Origin of the sequence: Mesorhizobium sp. KR1-2 (assembly GCF_040045035.1) — a bacterium.
In the GTDB taxonomy this organism is placed as follows: Bacteria; Pseudomonadota; Alphaproteobacteria; order Rhizobiales; family Rhizobiaceae; genus Pseudaminobacter.
In genome coordinates this window covers 148,007-165,280 of the sequence record NZ_JBDZDS010000008.1, presented here as the reverse complement: position 1 = coordinate 165,280, position 17,274 = coordinate 148,007, and the positions used below count along the sequence as shown (strand labels likewise).

Here is a 17,274-nt window from a genome sequence, read left to right as displayed (position 1 = left end):
AAAGGGCTCACGCCGGAAGCAAGCTCTCCAGCACAGCGACGATCCGCTCACTTGTCCTGCCGTCCCATTTCTCCGGGATGGCGCCCTTTTTCCAGTGGCCAGCGAACAGCCGATCGAGTGCAGGAGCGAGCGCAGCAGGGTCGGCCCCAAGAATCTCGTTTGTGCCGACGCTTACGGTTTCCGGCCGCTCGGTGCCGTCGCGCAGCGTCATGCACGGCACTCCCATCACCGTCGTCTCCTCCGTGATGCCGCCGGAATCGGTGATGACAGCCCTGGCGTGGCGGGTCAGGTAGTTGAATTCCAGATAAGGCTGCGGCTCGACAAAGCGGATCGACCTCGGCAGGCCGGGAATGGCTTCCAGCGTCTTCGCTGTGCGCGGGTGGACCGGAAACACCACCGGCATACCGCGTGTCCCCCCACCGATTGCCACGAGCAATTGCTTGAAGGAGGCAGCAGCGTCGACATTGGACGGCCGGTGCAACGTCACGACGAAATAGCCGCCCGAGGAAAGGCCTAGCTCGTCCCAGAACGGCGGCGGGCGCAAGCGCTCGAGATTGGCAAGCAGCGTATCGATCATCGTATTGCCGACGAAGAAGATGCGCTCATCTTCCGCGCCCTGGCGCCTGAGGTTCTCGCCTGCCCAAGGGCTCGTGGTGAAGAACCAGTTCGAAATGGAGTCGGTCACAATGCGATTGATTTCTTCAGGCATTGCCCAGTCGCCGGAGCGGATGCCCGCCTCGACATGGGCAACCGGGACCTTCAACTTCTGCGCCGCGATGGCACAAGCCATGGTGGAGGTGACGTCACCGACCACGAGGCAGGCCTGGCTCGGGCTTTCCAGAAGTAGCCTCTCATAACGGACCATGATCGCGGCCGTCTGCTCGGCCTGTGTGCCCGAGCCGGCCTCCAGGTTGACGTCCGGTTCGGGGATGCCGAGCTGAGCAAAGAAATCGCCAGACATGCGGGCGTCGTAGTGCTGGCCGGTATGGACCAGACGGTAGCGCAAGTGCCCGCCCTTGGCTTTGCGCGCTTCCAAGGTCCGAGTGATCGGCCCAACCTTCATGAAGTTCGGCCTCGCACCGGCGACGATGTCGATCAGCGGTCCCGCTTCCCGGCTCACGCCCGGCAAGTCTCCGCGATTTCTATTGCCGTCCTGCCAACCTCCAGCAACTCGTCGAATACGATCGGCGACACGCCGCCCGTCTCCAGCGCCCGGACAAAGGCCGCCGCACATGCCCTTTGGCCCTTGTCCTGCCGCCACAGGTTGAGCCGGCTGAAGCCCGGCCAGCCGAAGCCCTGCAGGCGGCGGAAATTATCCAGCTGAAGAATGCGACCGCCGGAAAACACCTCCAGCCGCTCCTTCGGAAACGCCTTGCTGCCGTTGGCGAAGTAATGGATGACGCCGATCGATCCGTCAGCGAAGGAGAGCGTGATGGTTGCCGTATCGCCGGTTCCCGCCTTCATGAGAGCGGTGTGATGAGAGACGATCGGCGCGCCGGCGAGAAAACGCAAAAGGTCGACGAAATGGCAGGCCTCGCCGACAATCCGCCCTCCTCCCACTTTGTGGTCCTGTGTCCAGTGGGTGGCGGGAATTGCGCCCGCATTGACCGTCATCACGAAGGACTTGGGGTCGGACGCGCCGTCAAGCAGGGTTTTTATCTTCTGCACCTGCGGTGCGAAGCGGCGATTGAAGCCGACCATTACGATCGGTGAAAAGCCTGCCCCGACAGCCGCGTTCCGCGCAGCCTCGATGGCTCTAATTTCATCCTGCAGAAGCGCCAGCGGCTTTTCCAAGAAAACATGCTTTCGCGCGCCCAGCGCACGACACACAAGATCGGCATGGCTGTCGTGGCGCGTCACGACAACAACGGCATTGACGTCGGGGTCTTCGAGTACCGCCGACACGTCTGTGGTCGTCCTCTCGAAGCCGAATTTTAGCCCGGCATGGAGGCCGCTGACACCGGCATTGGAGGCGATGCCCACCAGTCGCACCCCAGCAACCTTGAAGGCCGGGATCAGCACGGCAGTGGCGTAGTTGCCCGAGCCGATGAAGCCGATCGCCGCCTTGCCGGCCCTCGCCCCCGACGCAGCCGGCACCAACGACACCGTGCGTCGCATAGGCGCCTCGGACGATGCGGCATCGTCGGCGGGGTACTCGAGCAAGATGCCGAGGGAAGGCGTCTTGCCCGTGACAAGCTCGTATGCCTTGCCCGCCTCCGCGATGGGGAACCGATGAGAGATGAGCGGTTTCACGTCGAGGCGGCCATCAGCCAGCATATCGAGCATGGCCTCGAAGTTGCGCTGCTCGGTCCAGCGCACAAAGCCGATCGGATAGTCCTGGCCCTTCTCCTCGTAGCTGGGATCGTAGCGACCAGGTCCGTAGGAGCATGAGACCTGGAAGGTCAGCTCCTTCTCGTAGAAGTCGGCGCGATCAAGCTCCAGCCCCGCGACCCCAACCAGCACGACGCGACCGTGCTTGCGGCTCATCAGCGCCGCCTGATGCACAGGCTCGCTACTGCGCGTCGATGCCGCGATTATGACGGCATCCACGCCGCGCCCGCGGGAAAAAGCGAGTGCGGCAGCAACCGGATCGACACCGGCCGAAAGATCGACCGTCTCCGCACCAAAACTTTCCGCCAGCCTGAGCCTGGCCGGGTCGAGGTCGATGCCAAGCACCCGGCAGCCATGGGCGCGCAGCAATTGCACCGCGAGCAGTCCGATCAGGCCAAGACCCGTGACCACCACCGCCTCGCCCAGCGTGGGCTGGACCAGCCTGATGCCCTGCAAGGCGATAGCGCCAAGCACGGTGAAAGCGGCTTCGTCGTCGGAGACGGCGTCGGGCACCTTGGCGCAGAGATTGAGCGGGACGGAAACCACCTCGGCATGCTTGCCATTGGAGACCACACGCTCACCCGGCCCGAAGCCCGCCACGCCCCTGGCGGCCTCAATCACTCGCCCGACATTGCAGTAGCCAAGCGGCAGCGGCTGGTCGAGCTTGTTGAAGACCGCTTCCAGCGTCGGCGCGAGGCCATCGGTGCGCACCTTGTCGAGCACCTGCCGTACCTTGTCCGGCTGCTGGCGTGCCTTGCCGATCAGTCCGGCCTTGCCGAAGTCGACCAGCATGCGCTCGGTGCCCGCAGAAACCAGCGAGCGCGCAGTGCGGATCAGCACCTGCCCGCGTGCCGGCGCAACGCACGGCACCTCGGCGATCTCCGTCGCGCCGGTTTTCAGGGACTGGAGGATTTGTTTCATGCGAGCAGGCCCGCGTTGGCACCCGCTGGAATCTCGCTTACGACGAAGCGCAATTTGCCGTGCTTTGTGCGCTCAAGCTTCTCGACATAGGAAACTATGACATTCATGTCGGCACCGAGACGGTGTGCAAGTTCTCGCCTCAAACTGTCCTCGTCACGGTCATCGTACGCCGTCGATTTCACGACGAAGACTTCGATTTCTCCGGGACAGGATTGTCGAATCTGAGCTTCTCTTACGTTCACAAGAGCCCCGAACAGATGAGCGAGACGCCCGATCTTTGCTCCGTTTCTGGTAATCAAATAGTCGTCCTTACGCCCGTCTATAGACGCTACGATGCGCCCGGGCCTTCCACATAAACAGACTTGATTGGAAAGTTCGGCGTGATCCCCAACTTCGTATCGGAGTAGCGGCGTCGCCTGATTGGAAAAATTCGTTCCGACAATGCGCCACGGCCCGTCCACCTCGGATTCAAGAAACTCCACGGCGGCAAAATCCTCGTCTACATGCAGCGAGCCGGCCTCGCATTGCGAGATGTTCGCGATGGCCTCGGCCATCCCGTAATGCTGTATTGGCCGTTTTCCGAAGGCCCTCTCCATGATTGCCGTTTGGTGAGGCATGAGATTTTCGGACCCTGCGGTTATCCATCGTGGCTTGTAGCCAAGATCATATCCAGTCTCGATCACACGTGATGCGATCAGTGCGAGTTGTGAGGGGTAGCCGTGCAACCATGGTGGACGCCGCCGCCGTAACTCATCCAGATAGTACGTAAGGTTTCCGGGGCTGGTATGATATGCGCTGAAGAGGATTTGCCGTCCGGGATAGTTGATGCGCCAGAAAGGGGGAGTCTTCTGTGTCACTGGAACAATTGATCGGCCTCCAAAGTAACCGCACCATGTGCCAGGTTGGATTCCGTGCCATCTCCAGTACCGCCACCAGGTGGCCCATTGCGCTCGTTGCGCTTCGATCGTTGTGACAAAGCACAAGCCACTTCCTGTAGTACCACTCGTATGAGCGCCCATCTGACGACTCTTCGGAATGGCGTTTGAAACAAACCTCTCGGGCTCGCTCTGAACCTGCGCCTTAGTCAGCACCGGCAGTGCCTGCAAATCATTCAGCGACCTGATGTCGTTGGGCGAGAGGCCTAGCTTGTCGAATAAATAGCGGTAATACGGTGTGGTTTCGGCAGCATGCTTGACGAAAGCTTGTAGACGGTTATCCCGGACAGAGCAGGATTTTTCGTGCCTTATTCCCCCCCGCGCCTCTGTAGCCCTCAATTCCTCCCAGAAAGCTCGCGTATATCTTGAACTCTGAATTCGCCAGCCTTCGAGGCTACATGCAATATTCTGCACTGGACGCGGTAGACGCTGATAAAGAATTTCCGCCTTCATGTAATGAAGCTCTTGAGAAGACAGCCTTTCGAGATGGCCGGAAGGAAACGCTGGCGGTTCAGAATTTTCCCTGCCCAAGCAAACGGCGGTTCGCGTCTATCACGCCCATGTCCATGGAATGCTTCTTGGCGAAAAGGGCCGCCCGAATTCGCATTTGTTTATGCTCGTCGCCTGTCAATTCAGCCGCGCGCTCAATCTTTTCCGCAAATGCCTCAGGCTTTCCAAGCGGCAACTCCCAACCAACACCTGCGCCTACGAGATTGCCCCACGGAGTCGTGTCGGAGATTAGGACAGGTGTTCCCGCGGCGAGCGCTTCATAGATGACGTGCCCATAGTTCTCCCCTAGCGTTGGCAGAAGAAACAGATCGTACCTTGATAGAATGTTGATAACATCACGGTGATCGACAGGTCCCTTATATTTGGCCGAGATATTGCTTGGAAGCGTTTTCATCAACGATAAACATCTTGACAAGTAACCGTTGTCATTTGCGGCTCCATAGACATCAAACTGAACGTCTATCTTGACCTGTCGAAGCATCTGCAGTGCGAAATCGAGATTCTTCATGGGCGAAATGCGCGAGAGAAAGATGATGCGCAACGGCTCGTCTGCCGCGCGGGGGGAGAAGGCTGGAGGCTCGCCCGGCGTCATGCCGGGCAGGTCGCTCGCGACATTGATCTTTCGCGCACTGGCGCCCAACGCTCGCTGGATGTCGGCTTCCTCATACACGCTGGAGGCATGCCATTCCAGATCGGAATAAAGCCCGGTGCCACCGGACGCCCACAGGAACGCCTTTTTCCTGGCCGACTTGAGCTTCAGCGCGCCTTCCGAGAACTCCCCGCGCGGCGCGATAACGCAACGCATTTTCGGGGCAAGGCCGAGCCGGCGTGCAAGCAGCGGCTTCAGTGTGAAGGTCGGATCGAAGAAGCTGTTCAAATAAAGCGTGTCGTGCGGAATGTCCCCGATGATCCGGGCGATGTTTCGCAGCTTGATTTGAGACGGTGACAGATAAAGAACCTTCGCCTTGCCGACCTCCAGCCATCCTCTGTCCACCCCGAGATCAGGATAGGGCATGGTGTCCGTCGCATCGCGATCGGAGGTCACGAGACGGAAATCGAGTTCGTCACCAAGCGCAGCGACCATGTTCGTGATGGTCCGGACCGGCCCACCCGATTTGTAACCGGGCAGGTAGTAGCGCACGAAGGTAAGGACCACTGGCCTTGAAGGATATCGGCCGGAACTCATGGCTCGACCCCATCCGTTTGCGTCAAATTGGCTTCCTGCCACGGTAGGATGGACCTCGCTTCCTGCCTTGCCGCATGCCGTAGTACTACTTCCAGATAACAGGCTTCGGCAGCTGCGCCGAAGCGGCTGCGCGCCGATGCCGCCAAGCTGGCAGCTGTCGCGTCCCACGACGTGGCCTCCATAAAAGGCCGGCCAGGGCCTCCGCATCGCCGGCCGGATACATGCCGCCACAACCGCTGGCACGCACTGCGATTAAGGCGCCGCAAGCGCTGAGCAAATAACCAGCGTCTCCACCATACAGCGCCTCGGAAGCCACACCACTCCAGCCATCGTGGCGGCTCGGCAGCATCGGGCAGTCCGCTCTAGTCATGCACACTTCACTGACGAGCCCCAGGCCGGTCCACCGAACGCGCCCGGGCAGTTCCCGCTCGCCTCAAATATGCTTCCTTTGTCGAGCTACACCGATCGCCACTTTTCGTTCCGTTAAACGGCAGACCGAAGTGACCATCAACAACGGGACAATGAAGAACCACGCCCGAGAACCAAATGATGCCGCCCCACCCCAAACATAATTTATCATATTAACATCAAAGACGATTACTGGCGCTGCGTAGCCTGCCGCAAGATTTTCTATCACTCTTCTCAACATTATCAACGTTATAAGTACAAAAGCCCATGCGACAATAAAATACGGTCCCACCGTGTACAATTGCTCACCAAACATCCCAAGAGAAACGTTGTAGACTCGACCGAGCCCCTGCCGCCCTATCCATTCATCCACTGCATAATAGCCAATTCCAATAGGCTTATTTTCCCAATATTCCCGAGGAAACCAGTTTAGAAAAAGAAGGATATACTGATCAACTAACTTGTAAAATCCGCCGAAATATTCGTACACCGGATTATAGAATAGCTCCATAGTTAAACGAAGGTGGTGTCCAGCACCACCAGCGCCTAGCTCATTTGATGCCCATGTATTATTGCGAGAATAGTACGCAACCGCGAGAAGGAGGGGGGCCAAGACTGCCGCCTGCCATGTCCGCAGGCCGAAATCCCGGTACCGATCGGCGATCAGAACGGGCATGAGCACGTAGGCTCCGATGACGAGACGACCAAAGCCGCCCCAGAAATATACTATGTATATCCCTATTGTTATTAGATATGCGAAAAGCATCATGCATACATTTGTCCATCCGCATGATGCGACAAGGCGCTCAAATAACAATAATGAAATTGAGAACGGAACGGTAAACGCGAACAAGCCCAAAAACGAGCCGCCGCCCTTCGAAAATATCAGATTACCGATGGAGGCCATTGCCAACAAACCGGCCCAAATAACGAAATCACGCGGCAGATCGGAAGTGGACCTATGCAAAATAGATATGTTAGCTCGAGAAAAGTAAACCACAAAATCGAACCCAATAACCGCCAGCGCAAACAGAAGTAATGGATCAGTCCTGCCATCCAATATCATGCTTACAGTAACCGGTATATATAGGTATAATATTGCTATATACAACATAAACGTTAGTGATCTTACCCTCCGGCTAAAAGTAATCCTTAATATCGTTGATCCAATCACTAGCAATTCAAAAAATAGGCTGAATTTTACATCAATAATTGCGTATATTAATACATATGCGATACATATTGCGTTATTTATCAGATTCATTCGTGACGATTTCTCACGAATAGGTCGACGATATACTCGGATCCCTTCCGTTTGCGGGCAGTGCATCACTGCCCCCCTCAGCGCAGGATCTGGGTTCCGACCGCAATAGCCAGACATCTTATTCCTTTACCTGCTGTAAGTCCGGCACTTGATGCCAATCAAGCGGCCAAATGCGACAAGCATGGGTGAGCATGGCCGGCATCCGCGCTTCCGTGACCCAGAGCCGACTGACAGGCGGCAAACCGGGCAAAATCAACCGGATGCTGAGCCTGATTGGATGTTCAGTCCCGGCATTTGCTGGAGCGGATTTTGCCTGAAGCGTTCAGGCTGCGATGTCCAGGTCTTGCAAATGAACTCGTAAGGCGTGAGGGCCTTGAGCCTGCGCGCGTAGCTCTAGGCCGAGACGAAGTCTGCAAGGTGCTGCCAAAGCTGGCTGTGGCTCTCGTAGTAGAAGCGTTTGCCGGTGGCATCCTTGATGGTGCGGTTCATCCTCTCGACCTGTCCGTTGTCCATGGATGCCTGGCCCTGGTGGTTCGGTGGTCGATGTCGTTTCTGGCGCAGGCATATTCGAAGGCATGAACCCGGAAGAGTTCGCCATTGGCGATTGCTTCCTTGATCAGCGGCACGGCCGACCCGCCGGCGCCCGGCGTCGTTAACTGGATGCCATTGTCGGTGAGCACTGTATGGATCTTGTAGGGAACCGCCTCGATCAGCCGCAACAGGAACTCCCTCGAGACGGCGGTGGTGGCCTTCTCGTGCAGTTCGACGAAGGCGAACTTCGAAGTGCGGTCGATGGCGACGAACATATGCAACTTGTCCTGTTCGGCTGCAACGCGTAGAGGCAGTCGTCGAGGGGGAGCAGTGTGTGCCTGCGGAAGGCCACGATGACCGGTTCCTCCTCGATCGACAGCACTGTCGAACGCGCTTTCTTCGGCCCGGTCGGCAGATCGGCGACTGAGGGACGCTTCTTCCATTTCGCCACCGTCTTCGGGTTGATCCCGTAGCGCTTGGCCAACCCCCTCAGGCTCTCTTGACTATGCTGTATCGCTCGACGGATCGCCGCTGTCGTTGTGGCGCTCCCAGGATGAACTTGTCCCATAGCGCATCCTTTGAGTCGGGCGACAAGGATTCCACGCGGGCGAAGTCTAATCTACACGCCTTCCCTTCCGTTGAGCGAATAAACGGGACCCGGCATGCTTAAAAATGCTTTTACAAGAGAATATATTGAAAATGTCACGAATAATAACATAAGTATCACGTAACATATAATGAATAGGTTCGGATTAAATGAAAAAACAAAAATCATACAGAGTACGCCGTAGTCGAGAAAAATTAGCGCGGTGTCGCGCACAAAGGAAGGTTCCACAACCTTAAGGCCATCACCAGACCCGCGATCTGGGGTGCGAATTTTACTTTTCAATATTCCCGAAAAATAAATTACGCTGCTGAAGGATTGAAAAATAAACACAGTCGAAAAAATCAGAATGTAATTCTCCTCAACATTCTTGAGAAGAAATATTAATGCGGACCAATGGACTGCCACCATTTTGAAGGCATCTATGACATGATCCAGCCATTCTCCTCTAGGGCATTGTGCTCCTCTTAGTCGAGCGAGCTGGCCGTCAGATGAGTCCAGGGCATATCCAGCCAGCAGAAGCAATGTGACGAGGAGCGCGACCGGGATTGACGGCTTAAGCGCAATGAGCCCAACAAGGCCGGTTAGGGTCAATGCAATGCTCATAATGGAAACGGCATTTGGTGTCAGTTGCGTTTCGGCTAGTAAAGCGGCCAAAAATCTTCCAAAGAACCTGTTTACGCGGCGCGTATAAATGGGCGCCCCTCCATCACTTCTTTTTTGCGCATGTATTAGCAATTCATAATTATTGCGAATTTTATATAAATTTACCATACGTCCTCCCATTTGTTTTGAGGCGTATGCTTTAGAAGCCCTCTCAATTTCGTCGATGAAATTCCCGGAGAGTAAGGAAGATAGACAGTCTTCACTCCAATTGAACTAAGGCTTGATTCATATTCTTCATAATCGGCTTTTCCATACCAGTCGTCACCCACAACAAGCACGTCATACTTCAATTTCTGCCAAGCAACGTATTTGTCACGAGTGGTTTGCGGAATGCATACATCGACGTAACTGATTGACGAAATGATCGCCGATCTGTGCTCGTAGGGAACAATCAGCGATCCCGGTTTGTAGCTTTCGACAATCTCATCCGTCGAGACGGCAACAATTAGAATGTCCCCGAAGCCCTTGGCATTTCTCAACATATTCAAATGACCGATATGAAACATGTCGAAAACGCCGCACGTGTAAACAATTGTTTTTTTCATTTGTTTTCAACCATTTGGAATGTTCGCACTTCTTGGCCTACGTCCGTTACCCGTCCTTCCTTGATCTCCGCCACCATATCGCAGCCTTGCAGCGTCGAGAGGCGATGGGCGATGATGAGAATGGTGAGATTGCGGTCGAGCCGCTCAATGGCCGCCATCACCGCAGTTTCAGTTTCCGTGTCCAGTGCGCTGGTTGCCTCGTCAAACACCAGCACGCTCGCCTGCTTGTAGAGAGCGCGCGCGATGCCGATGCGCTGGCGCTGCCCGCCGGAAAGCTGAATGCCGCGCTCGCCGACCCGGGTATCATAGCGCTCCGGCAGCGCCGCTATCACCTCCGCCAACTCGGCTTGTTCGGCAGCGCATCGCACCCGCTCACGGTCGATGTCCGCCTTCCTGACGCCGAAGGCGATGTTCTCGGTAACGCTCGCGTCGGCAAGGAAGATCGCCTGCGGGACATGGGCGATGTTTCGCTGCCACGCGGCACGGTTTGCAGCCGTCAGCTTCACCCCGTCTATGCGGATCTCTCCCTCCGTCGGCTCGAGCAGGCCGATGATGAGGTCCATCAAGGTCGACTTGCCGCTGCCCGTCTTGCCGGCAATGCCGACCCTGCTCCCCTTGGGGATTACGAGATCGACGCCGCGCAGGGCCGCCGCTCTGCCGCCTGGATAAGCGTAGCTGACGTCATGGAGAGCAATGGCGCCTTCGAACGGCAGCGCTGCTTCGGCCGCAGACTTGGCCGGGGCGGGTCGGTCAAGCAGCACAACGACGTCGGCCAGAACTGCCTTGTTGCCCAGGGCCATGGCCCAGCCGTTGTAAAATTGCTGGATCAGCGGCAGTAGTCTCTGCGCGCCAAGCGCCAGCGCGCCCAGCACCGGGATTGCCGCGGCAACCCCGCCCGGCCGCTGGACCATCGTCACCGCCGCCGCCGCGATCAGCACCATGCCGACCGCTTCGACGACAAAGCGCGGCGCCCCCGCAAGAACGGCATTGCGAACCCGGGCGTCGCGGAAGTCCGCCTCGGCCTGCTCATAGCTTTCGACGAATACGGGCTGGGAGCGGTCGAGCAGCACGTCGCGGATGCCACCCAGCCCCTCCTGCATGGACTGCACACGCCTGGTCTGGGCGCGGGCGATAAGACCGCTGTTGCGCCGCAGCCGCTTGCGCGCCGTAACCGAGGCTATGAGATAGATGGCCGCGAAACCGGCACCAGCCACGAGCGCAACAACAGAGTCAATGGCGACCAGCCCCCCGAGAATGAAAAGCCCGATCACCGCCGAGATGGCTCCTTGCATCAGCGGGAGCAGCACGTTGTTGGTGACCACTTGCACCTTGTTGATCGTGGCGATGATCTCACTCGAGTTCCGCAGCGTATGGTAGGCGTAGGGTTGCAAGAGCGTATCGGCGTAGAGCTTCACGCCGAGGTCATAGGACACACCATAGACGAAGCTGTTGCTCGCCCATAGCAGCGCTAACCGCAGGACGGCCGCCCCCAGCGCCGCAAGCGCGAACAGGCCGGTCACGGCATAGACCGCCATGACCGGATCACCGGCGCCCAGGAAGTCGAGCAGGCCGGAGGTTAGCCAATGCCCGGGCGCTCCGGCCGGCGCGGCGATGATCGCCAGGAGAGGCACGATTGCCCCGATCGTAACCACCTCGGCCACCGCACCGGCCAGCATCAGAACCATCAGCGGCGCGAAGGTTCGCCGGCGAGCGGGTGAAAGGTGCTGAAACAGGAGGCGCACAGCCCTCGACAAGGATATGCCTTCGCCGCTGTCCGCCAACCTTTGTGCTGCCGGAACAGTATGGACGCCCATGCGCTTTTTGGCGCGCCCCGCCGCCTTGTCATGGTATCCGAGCGTATCCATTCTTTCGACCAGAATGGCCTACCTTGCCCCGAAGCCGGTCAGCATGATCCTGACCGTTCTCATGACGATGACCAGGTCGAGCCAAGGCGAGAAGTTCTTGATGTAGTAGAAATCGTAGTGCAGCTTCTCGTGAACTTCGCTCACGGCCGCCACGTGTCCCTGGTTTACTTGCGCCCAGCCGGTGACCCCCGGGCGCACGATGTGGCGATAGGGATAAAAGGCCAGCTCCCCCTCATACCAACGCGACAGCACCGCCGCCTCGGGCCGGGGGCCGATCCAGCTCATCTCGCCGCTCAGGATGTTGATGGCCTGCGGCAGTTCATCGAGCCGCGTGCGCCGCAATACCCGGCCGATGCGGGTAATACGCTCGTCGCCGTCTCGGGTGATCGCCTTTTCCTTCTCGGCCATGTCGCCGTCGTCCTCGGCGCGCATGGTGCGGAACTTGTAGAGCGTGAACGGAGCACCGCGATAGCCCACCCGCTGCTGACGGAACAGGGCCGGCCCGGGCGTTTCGAGCCTGATCGCAAGAGACAGCACAAGGAAAAGCGGCAACAGCAGAACGAGAACGGCAAGCGCCCCCAGCCAGTCGAGTATCCGCTTGATCTTGAAATAGATCTGGTTGGGATTGAGCGAGCCGAGCGTGTTCTCGGACAGATGCTCGATCTCGACCCGGCCGGTCAGCGACTCTACTATGTGCTTGACGTGGTAGACCGGGGTGCCTGACAGGACGCAACCGGTGATGAAGCGCTCCCAGGTCTCCGGCAGGTCGGCGCGAAGGTCGGCTACCACGCCCAGCACCTTGCCCGGCACTGCATCCGGAGAGAACAGCTTCTGCCAGACCACGCCGTCGACCGCCGCAAGCCGGTCGATTTTGCCACCGGGGACGATTGCCAGCCGGTAGGGTTCCAACCGGTGCGTGAATACGTTGAGGCTGAAATACCACGACGCCGAGATGACGAAGGAGCCCGCAGCCTGGAAGCGGCTATATTCGAAGCGAAAGAAGAAGATGGCGAGGAACACCAGCCCATAGCTGAGTGTGAATGCCGGCAATATGGTGCTGAACGTCGCCACCCCCGGAAACGCATCCAATCGCTTGTACGTCATGTAGCCTATAATGTGAGCGATGATGGCAGCCGTGATCGTCACCTGGTGGTTGATCGAGAAAACGACCCTCGGTTCCAGCGCCATGCGTGCAAGAAGAGGCAGCCCGACAGCCAGGAGCAGCCCGCCCAGAAGCTGGTATCGCAACCGCTGCAACGGATGCGTTTCGTTACCGATCGCAATCGTCTGATTATACAAGCTGGACTTCATTTCCGCTGTCGTTTCCGTAAGGCTCCAGGGGCACAATCCCTGGCGACAGGCCTCCGATGGCTACCGCACTCGAGGTGAAAACCCTCGAGCCGAACATCAAGCGTAACAAGGACTGGCCGCTATTGCGGCCACATCAGTTGGATGCCACAGGCACCAGACTGTTGACGGACATTGCGACAGCGACCTCCCCGTGCATCATCTGCAACAGGATCCGAGCCCGTCCTGCGCCATCATGGCGGACCAGGGTCCCCACAAGCTCGGCAAAGGGACCCGAGATCACACGTACGGCGTCGCCCTGGCGAAGCCCCACCGCCCCGTTGAATATCCCGTCGTCGTCGGTCAGCGCCTGCAACCCCTCGATCAGACCGCGGGGGCATGGCAAGGGCCGCTCGCCTTGCATGACGAGCGAATGCACGCCGAACGTGCCGTTGACCGAACGCCAGCGCTGGCGTTCGACATCCAGCGACACAAATATGTAGCCGGGAAAAAAGGGAACGCGCTTCTCGCGACGACGGCGCGCATGATGAACAACTCTGGTCTGACGCGGCGTCCAGACATGGAATCCTTGCCTGTTCAGATTGAGCTCAGCCAGGTCTTCTCGGCCCGAAAGGGCCGATGCGACATACCAACGATCCGCCATTCTTCCCCCTTCCCCCTTCCCCCCGCATACTGATCGTCGAAAAATCTCTGTCACGACGTGAGCGCTGCCGGCCGGACGATCTCCGGCAGGCAAGCAATACCCGGCCGCGCGAAAATATAGCCCTGCATGAGGTCGATCCCGAGCCATGCCAACACCGCGAACTCGGCTTCGGTCTCGACGCCCTCGCCTACGACTCTGCAGCCGAAAACCGCGCATGCGTCGACCACACCCTTGACGATCGTCCGGCGCGAGCGATCCGCATCGATGCCATGGACCAGCCCCATATCGAGCTTCACCATGTCTGGACGCGGCTGCAGCAAACTGTTGATGCCGGCATACCCAGCCCCGAAATCATCGATGGCCACCGTAAAGCCTCGGTTGCGGGCGGCCGCGATCCAACGGGAGAGCTTTCCCTTATCCTCGACGGGCTCCTGCTCGGCCATCACGAATATCAGACGGCGGGCCGGCCATTCTGCGCGCTGGGTTGCACGCAGGGTTGTGTGCAACCCATATCGGTGGTCGCAGATTGCAGAGGCCCACACGTTAAGGCTGAGCCCGCAGCACACACCGAAGGAAGCAGCCATCTCTACGGCGCGTTCCCTGCAGGCGGCATCAAAGGCCAGCGTTTTTTCTGGCGGCACGTTGGCAAAAACACTGGCTGCGCTTTCTCCGAGGCGTCCGCGCAAAAGTGCCTCGTAAGCGAAAAGCGTACCGCCGGCTGCGGTGTCGACGATTGGCTGGAAAGCCATCGTGAACTCAGGAAAAGGAGAGGAGGATGGCATGGAACGCCCCTCCATCCCCTGACCGCACCCAGTATACCTGGCCCTGTTCATCTCCTGCGCCCCTGTTGCCGTGCGGCGGCTTTTTTTGACTGACATCCCACCACCTGATGCGCATGACTCCAGTTGCCAATCATATGCATTGGAAATGCGACCCGATGTTTTCTGACGTTGGAAGTTGGAATTACTTCTATCAGACATTCATCTACTTGATGAATTCGACCTCTCATTCAGTATTATGGCGCCAAAACATAATCTTATTTGGCGTCGGCGCGAAACGAGTTGTTCTTCTTCCCCATTGCTGCCCAAATTCGCCGATTCTACATGCACGGGAATCCGACGAGCTAAAACGGTACTAGCTCCACAATCAGAGCGTGTCAATTCCAAATGCGAATTCTATCTATAGTTGTATGACATACGGTTAAGGGGTGACGTCGCCTTAACGGCTGTTGCGGATGGGGACGATAACCTACAGGCATGACTGCAGACGCTTCCGCCCACCGATTTCCTGCCGAAATCATCGCGCATGCGGTGTGGCTCTACGATCGGTTTCCGCTGAGCCTGCGCGACATTGAAGACCGGTATTGTCACGTTGTTTTTGGGCAAGGATTTTTTGGTAGTTGCTGGGCATGAGCAGGAACGCCCCGACCTACAAGAACCATCGCCATCCGATTGAGATCGTGGCGCGAGCAATCTGGCTCTATTTCCGGTTCAATGTCAGTCTGCGCGAAGTCGAGGAAATGCTGCTTGAACGCGGTGTCGTCGTCTCCTACGAATCGATCCGCCGATGGTGCCGAAAGCACGGGCCTGACTATGCTCGGCGTTTGCGCCGCAAGGTACCGGCAAAAGACGACACCTGGCATGTCGATGAGCTTGTCGTGCGCATCAATGGTCAGAAATGCTGGCTATGGCGGCGCGGCACGACGCCAGGTCATGCCGGCTGTCGAGCACCGCTCGCATAAAGGCCTGAACAACCGCCGGAAAACTCTCACCTGCCATTCCGCAAGCGAGAGCGAACGCGACAGGGCTTCCGATCGATTGCTTCGCTACAGCATTTCGTTGCCCTCTTCTCCGCCGTACGCAACCTTTTCGTTCCCGACCGCACAAACCAACCCGCAGTCCAAATCCGCGATCATCGCCTCAGTGCAATGGGCCAGTGGAGGACAGCTGCCGTGCAGACTGCTTGAAATCGCGACACTGAGCCTTCTGGGCGCCCGGCATCAAACAATGTGACAGCACCCCGGCCGCTGGTGCCGGATGCCATGCGGGCCGCACCGACGCAGATCACGGTAGGGCTTGCGGTATGCTTCCGCTTCGGGTCGGCGACGCCGCTTGTCGGTCAGCGCCATGTGTGATTACCTTTAAATGTTTTCAAAGCGGGGGCGGGCAATGAGAAGTACGTTTCTTCTGGCGATCACCGCATCCACAATTGCCAGCAATTCATTTGCAATGACCGGGGCAGAGTTTCTTCAAATTGATCGGAAGACCGCCTTCGGCTATATGGCAGGCGTCGTCGAGATGAGGGTTACCGTAGTCCACCAGGACGACGAATCCTTCATGCGTATTCGGGACTGCTTGTCGGCCACGAAACTCACCAATGACATGCTGTATCAAATCGTCGCCGACCGCCTTCACCGCAATCCGCAAGAGCTTACACTGCCGGCACTAGCCGCTATAATGAACGTGCTGGCCGACATGTGTAAAAATTAGGCAACCCGCACGGCCGGGATCACTGCCCTGCTCAGGGCTGCCGCCTACCCGAAACGGTCAGGCGGCAATGCCGTCGACGATGTCCTTGACGTCTTCAACGACGCGCCGGCCCTTCGATACCGTGTAGGCTTCGTCAGAGCGCCGCCGAGCGTCAAGAAGTCAACCGCGCCGCGGAGGCCTCGCCAGAGTCCGCTAGTAGGTGTCCAGCGCTGCCACGACTTGGCTGACCTCGCAGACCGCGGCGGCCGATGAGGTTCAATCCTCCGGGACTTCACGTTGCCGGAGTGTACGCGGTCACCACAGGTGCTTTCATCCTCGTGCCGTCTAGCCGTAAGCGACGCCCGGCTTACTTTGTCCAACTTCTATAATATAACCATCAGGATCGCGAATGTAGCAGCGCGTCTCGCCGTACTTGTCCTTTGGCTCTGTGATAAACTCGGCTCCTCGACTTCGCCATAGTTCATAGCACGCTTGAATGTCCGCAACGCGGATATTCATAAAGCTGCTGACTGAATCGGGGTCGGCAGGGACGCTGAGCGTCACCGATGGTTTGTCGGGTGTCGGACCGCCCCCGACGTTGACAATGAGCCACGTGTTCGCGATCTGGATGTACCCCGGCGCGCCGCTGCTGTCGCCTCTGCTCAGGATGCGACCGTCGAAGACCGTTTCGTAAAAGCGAAGAGATCGTTCGATGTCGGCGACGGTGAGAAAGTGTGCGACGGTAAATCCATCCTGCGGCGGCATTTGATAGCTTGCCTGCTCGACTTGTACCGGGTTCATCGACGCCTCCAATTCGGATATGGGATTTCTCCAAAAGCTCCGTGACGTCGACATAAACGAGCCGGTAGAAGTTTCGTTCAACGTCAACGAGAAGAAGGTCACGCTGTACGATCACGTCAAGAACGCAACGTTTTCAGGGCAGCTAGACGCTCGAGGCTGGCGATGTGGCCGCCTTGAAGGCGATTGAGATCAAGCCTTATTCATCGTCGACGAAGGCGTTGGCGCGGTACCGCAATCTGGCAGTTGTCGCGCTTGAGTTGCGGTGATCTTACACCGATCGTGGAGTGT

Annotated in this window: 13 protein-coding genes and 3 pseudogenes; 3 read left to right on the top strand and 13 right to left on the bottom strand. The window is 58.0% G+C overall.

The genetic code is table 11. From position 1 onward, the window contains the following. Positions 1 to 7 precede the first annotated feature (7 nt). The 12 genes and pseudogenes from wecB to ABLE85_RS16880 form a co-directional block, all read right to left on the bottom strand. Entirely contained in the window at positions 8 to 1,120 is a 1,113-nt protein-coding gene (gene wecB, locus ABLE85_RS16935; RefSeq protein ID WP_348793883.1) for a UDP-N-acetylglucosamine 2-epimerase (non-hydrolyzing), read from the bottom strand. Continuing rightward, complete coding sequence (locus ABLE85_RS16930) at positions 1,117 to 3,252, bottom strand: bi-domain-containing oxidoreductase (protein WP_348793882.1); 2,136 nt, start codon at positions 3,250 to 3,252, stop codon at positions 1,117 to 1,119. Before ABLE85_RS16930 ends, wecB begins: the two co-directional genes overlap by 4 nt. Beyond that, positions 3,249 to 4,640: a hypothetical protein gene (locus tag ABLE85_RS16925; protein WP_348793881.1), complete on the bottom strand. Its 1,392-nt coding sequence runs from the start codon at positions 4,638 to 4,640 to the stop codon at positions 3,249 to 3,251. The genes ABLE85_RS16930 and ABLE85_RS16925 overlap by 4 nt, the downstream gene beginning before the upstream one ends. Positions 4,641 to 4,698: 58 nt before the next feature. Beyond that, a complete protein-coding gene (locus tag ABLE85_RS16920) occupies positions 4,699 to 5,838 on the bottom strand; it encodes a glycosyltransferase (RefSeq protein WP_348793880.1) in 1,140 nt (379 codons plus the stop codon). A 478-nt stretch (positions 5,839 to 6,316) separates the two neighbouring features. After that, positions 6,317 to 7,357: a hypothetical protein gene (locus ABLE85_RS16915; RefSeq protein WP_348793879.1), complete on the bottom strand. Its 1,041-nt coding sequence runs from the start codon at positions 7,355 to 7,357 to the stop codon at positions 6,317 to 6,319. A gap of 450 nt (positions 7,358 to 7,807) precedes the next feature. Then, positions 7,808 to 8,654, bottom strand: a pseudogene (locus ABLE85_RS16910) (DDE-type integrase/transposase/recombinase). Positions 8,655 to 8,705: 51 nt separating this feature from the next. Then, positions 8,706 to 9,464, bottom strand: a complete 759-nt coding sequence (locus ABLE85_RS16905) for a CDP-alcohol phosphatidyltransferase family protein (RefSeq protein ID WP_348793878.1) — start codon at positions 9,462 to 9,464, stop codon at positions 8,706 to 8,708. Next, positions 9,458 to 9,901 carry an adenylyltransferase/cytidyltransferase family protein gene (locus tag ABLE85_RS16900; protein WP_348793877.1) on the bottom strand — a complete coding sequence of 148 codons (444 nt, stop codon included), beginning with the start codon at positions 9,899 to 9,901 and terminating at the stop codon, positions 9,458 to 9,460. The genes ABLE85_RS16905 and ABLE85_RS16900 overlap by 7 nt, the downstream gene beginning before the upstream one ends. Further along, positions 9,898 to 11,577 carry an ABC transporter ATP-binding protein gene (locus ABLE85_RS16895; protein WP_348793965.1) on the bottom strand — a complete coding sequence of 560 codons (1,680 nt, stop codon included), beginning with the start codon at positions 11,575 to 11,577 and terminating at the stop codon, positions 9,898 to 9,900. Before ABLE85_RS16895 ends, ABLE85_RS16900 begins: the two co-directional genes overlap by 4 nt. A 207-nt stretch (positions 11,578 to 11,784) precedes the next feature. After that, a complete protein-coding gene (locus ABLE85_RS16890; RefSeq protein WP_348793876.1) occupies positions 11,785 to 13,077 on the bottom strand; it encodes a sugar transferase in 1,293 nt (430 codons plus the stop codon). Between the two features lie 133 nt (positions 13,078 to 13,210). Next, a complete protein-coding gene (locus ABLE85_RS16885; protein WP_348793875.1) occupies positions 13,211 to 13,717 on the bottom strand; it encodes a transcription termination/antitermination NusG family protein in 507 nt (168 codons plus the stop codon). Between the two features lie 50 nt (positions 13,718 to 13,767). Further along, positions 13,768 to 14,499: an EAL domain-containing protein gene (locus ABLE85_RS16880; RefSeq protein ID WP_348793874.1), complete on the bottom strand. Its 732-nt coding sequence runs from the start codon at positions 14,497 to 14,499 to the stop codon at positions 13,768 to 13,770. Positions 14,500 to 14,973: 474 nt separating this feature from the next. Here ABLE85_RS16880 and ABLE85_RS16875 point away from each other — a divergent pair. The 3 genes and pseudogenes from ABLE85_RS16875 to ABLE85_RS16865 form a co-directional block, all read left to right on the top strand. Further along, a pseudogene (locus ABLE85_RS16875) lies at positions 14,974 to 15,075 on the top strand (IS6 family transposase); the annotation flags it as partial. 50 nt (positions 15,076 to 15,125) lie between these two features. Beyond that, positions 15,126 to 15,683 (top strand): annotated as a pseudogene (locus ABLE85_RS16870) (DDE-type integrase/transposase/recombinase). A 202-nt stretch (positions 15,684 to 15,885) separates the two neighbouring features. Further along, positions 15,886 to 16,206, top strand: coding sequence for a Rap1a/Tai family immunity protein (locus tag ABLE85_RS16865; protein ID WP_348793873.1), 321 nt, complete (start codon positions 15,886 to 15,888; stop codon positions 16,204 to 16,206). A 324-nt stretch (positions 16,207 to 16,530) separates the two neighbouring features. Here the strand turns inward: ABLE85_RS16865 and ABLE85_RS16860 are convergent, their stop codons facing one another. Further along, complete coding sequence (locus tag ABLE85_RS16860) at positions 16,531 to 16,986, bottom strand: VOC family protein (RefSeq protein WP_348793872.1); 456 nt, start codon at positions 16,984 to 16,986, stop codon at positions 16,531 to 16,533. Positions 16,987 to 17,274 lie beyond the last annotated feature (288 nt).

Bases quoted from the DNA above. Each gene is read 5' to 3' on its own strand.
- ABLE85_RS16865 (WP_348793873.1), top strand. From the start codon at position 15,886: ATGAGAAGTACGTTTCTTCTGGCGATCACCGCATCCACAATTGCCAGC.
- ABLE85_RS16930 (WP_348793882.1), bottom strand. From the start codon at position 3,252: ATGAAACAAATCCTCCAGTCCCTGAAAACCGGCGCGACGGAGATCGCC.
- ABLE85_RS16880 (WP_348793874.1), bottom strand. From the start codon at position 14,499: ATGCCATCCTCCTCTCCTTTTCCTGAGTTCACGATGGCTTTCCAGCCA.
- ABLE85_RS16905 (WP_348793878.1), bottom strand. From the start codon at position 9,464: ATGGTAAATTTATATAAAATTCGCAATAATTATGAATTGCTAATACAT.
- ABLE85_RS16925 (WP_348793881.1), bottom strand. From the start codon at position 4,640: ATGAAGGCGGAAATTCTTTATCAGCGTCTACCGCGTCCAGTGCAGAAT.
- ABLE85_RS16900 (WP_348793877.1), bottom strand. From the start codon at position 9,901: ATGAAAAAAACAATTGTTTACACGTGCGGCGTTTTCGACATGTTTCAT.
- ABLE85_RS16895 (WP_348793965.1), bottom strand. From the start codon at position 11,577: ATGCTGGCCGGTGCGGTGGCCGAGGTGGTTACGATCGGGGCAATCGTG.
- ABLE85_RS16860 (WP_348793872.1), bottom strand. From the start codon at position 16,986: ATGAACCCGGTACAAGTCGAGCAGGCAAGCTATCAAATGCCGCCGCAG.
- ABLE85_RS16915 (WP_348793879.1), bottom strand. From the start codon at position 7,357: ATGATATTGGATGGCAGGACTGATCCATTACTTCTGTTTGCGCTGGCG.
- ABLE85_RS16885 (WP_348793875.1), bottom strand. From the start codon at position 13,717: ATGGCGGATCGTTGGTATGTCGCATCGGCCCTTTCGGGCCGAGAAGAC.
- ABLE85_RS16890 (WP_348793876.1), bottom strand. From the start codon at position 13,077: ATGAAGTCCAGCTTGTATAATCAGACGATTGCGATCGGTAACGAAACG.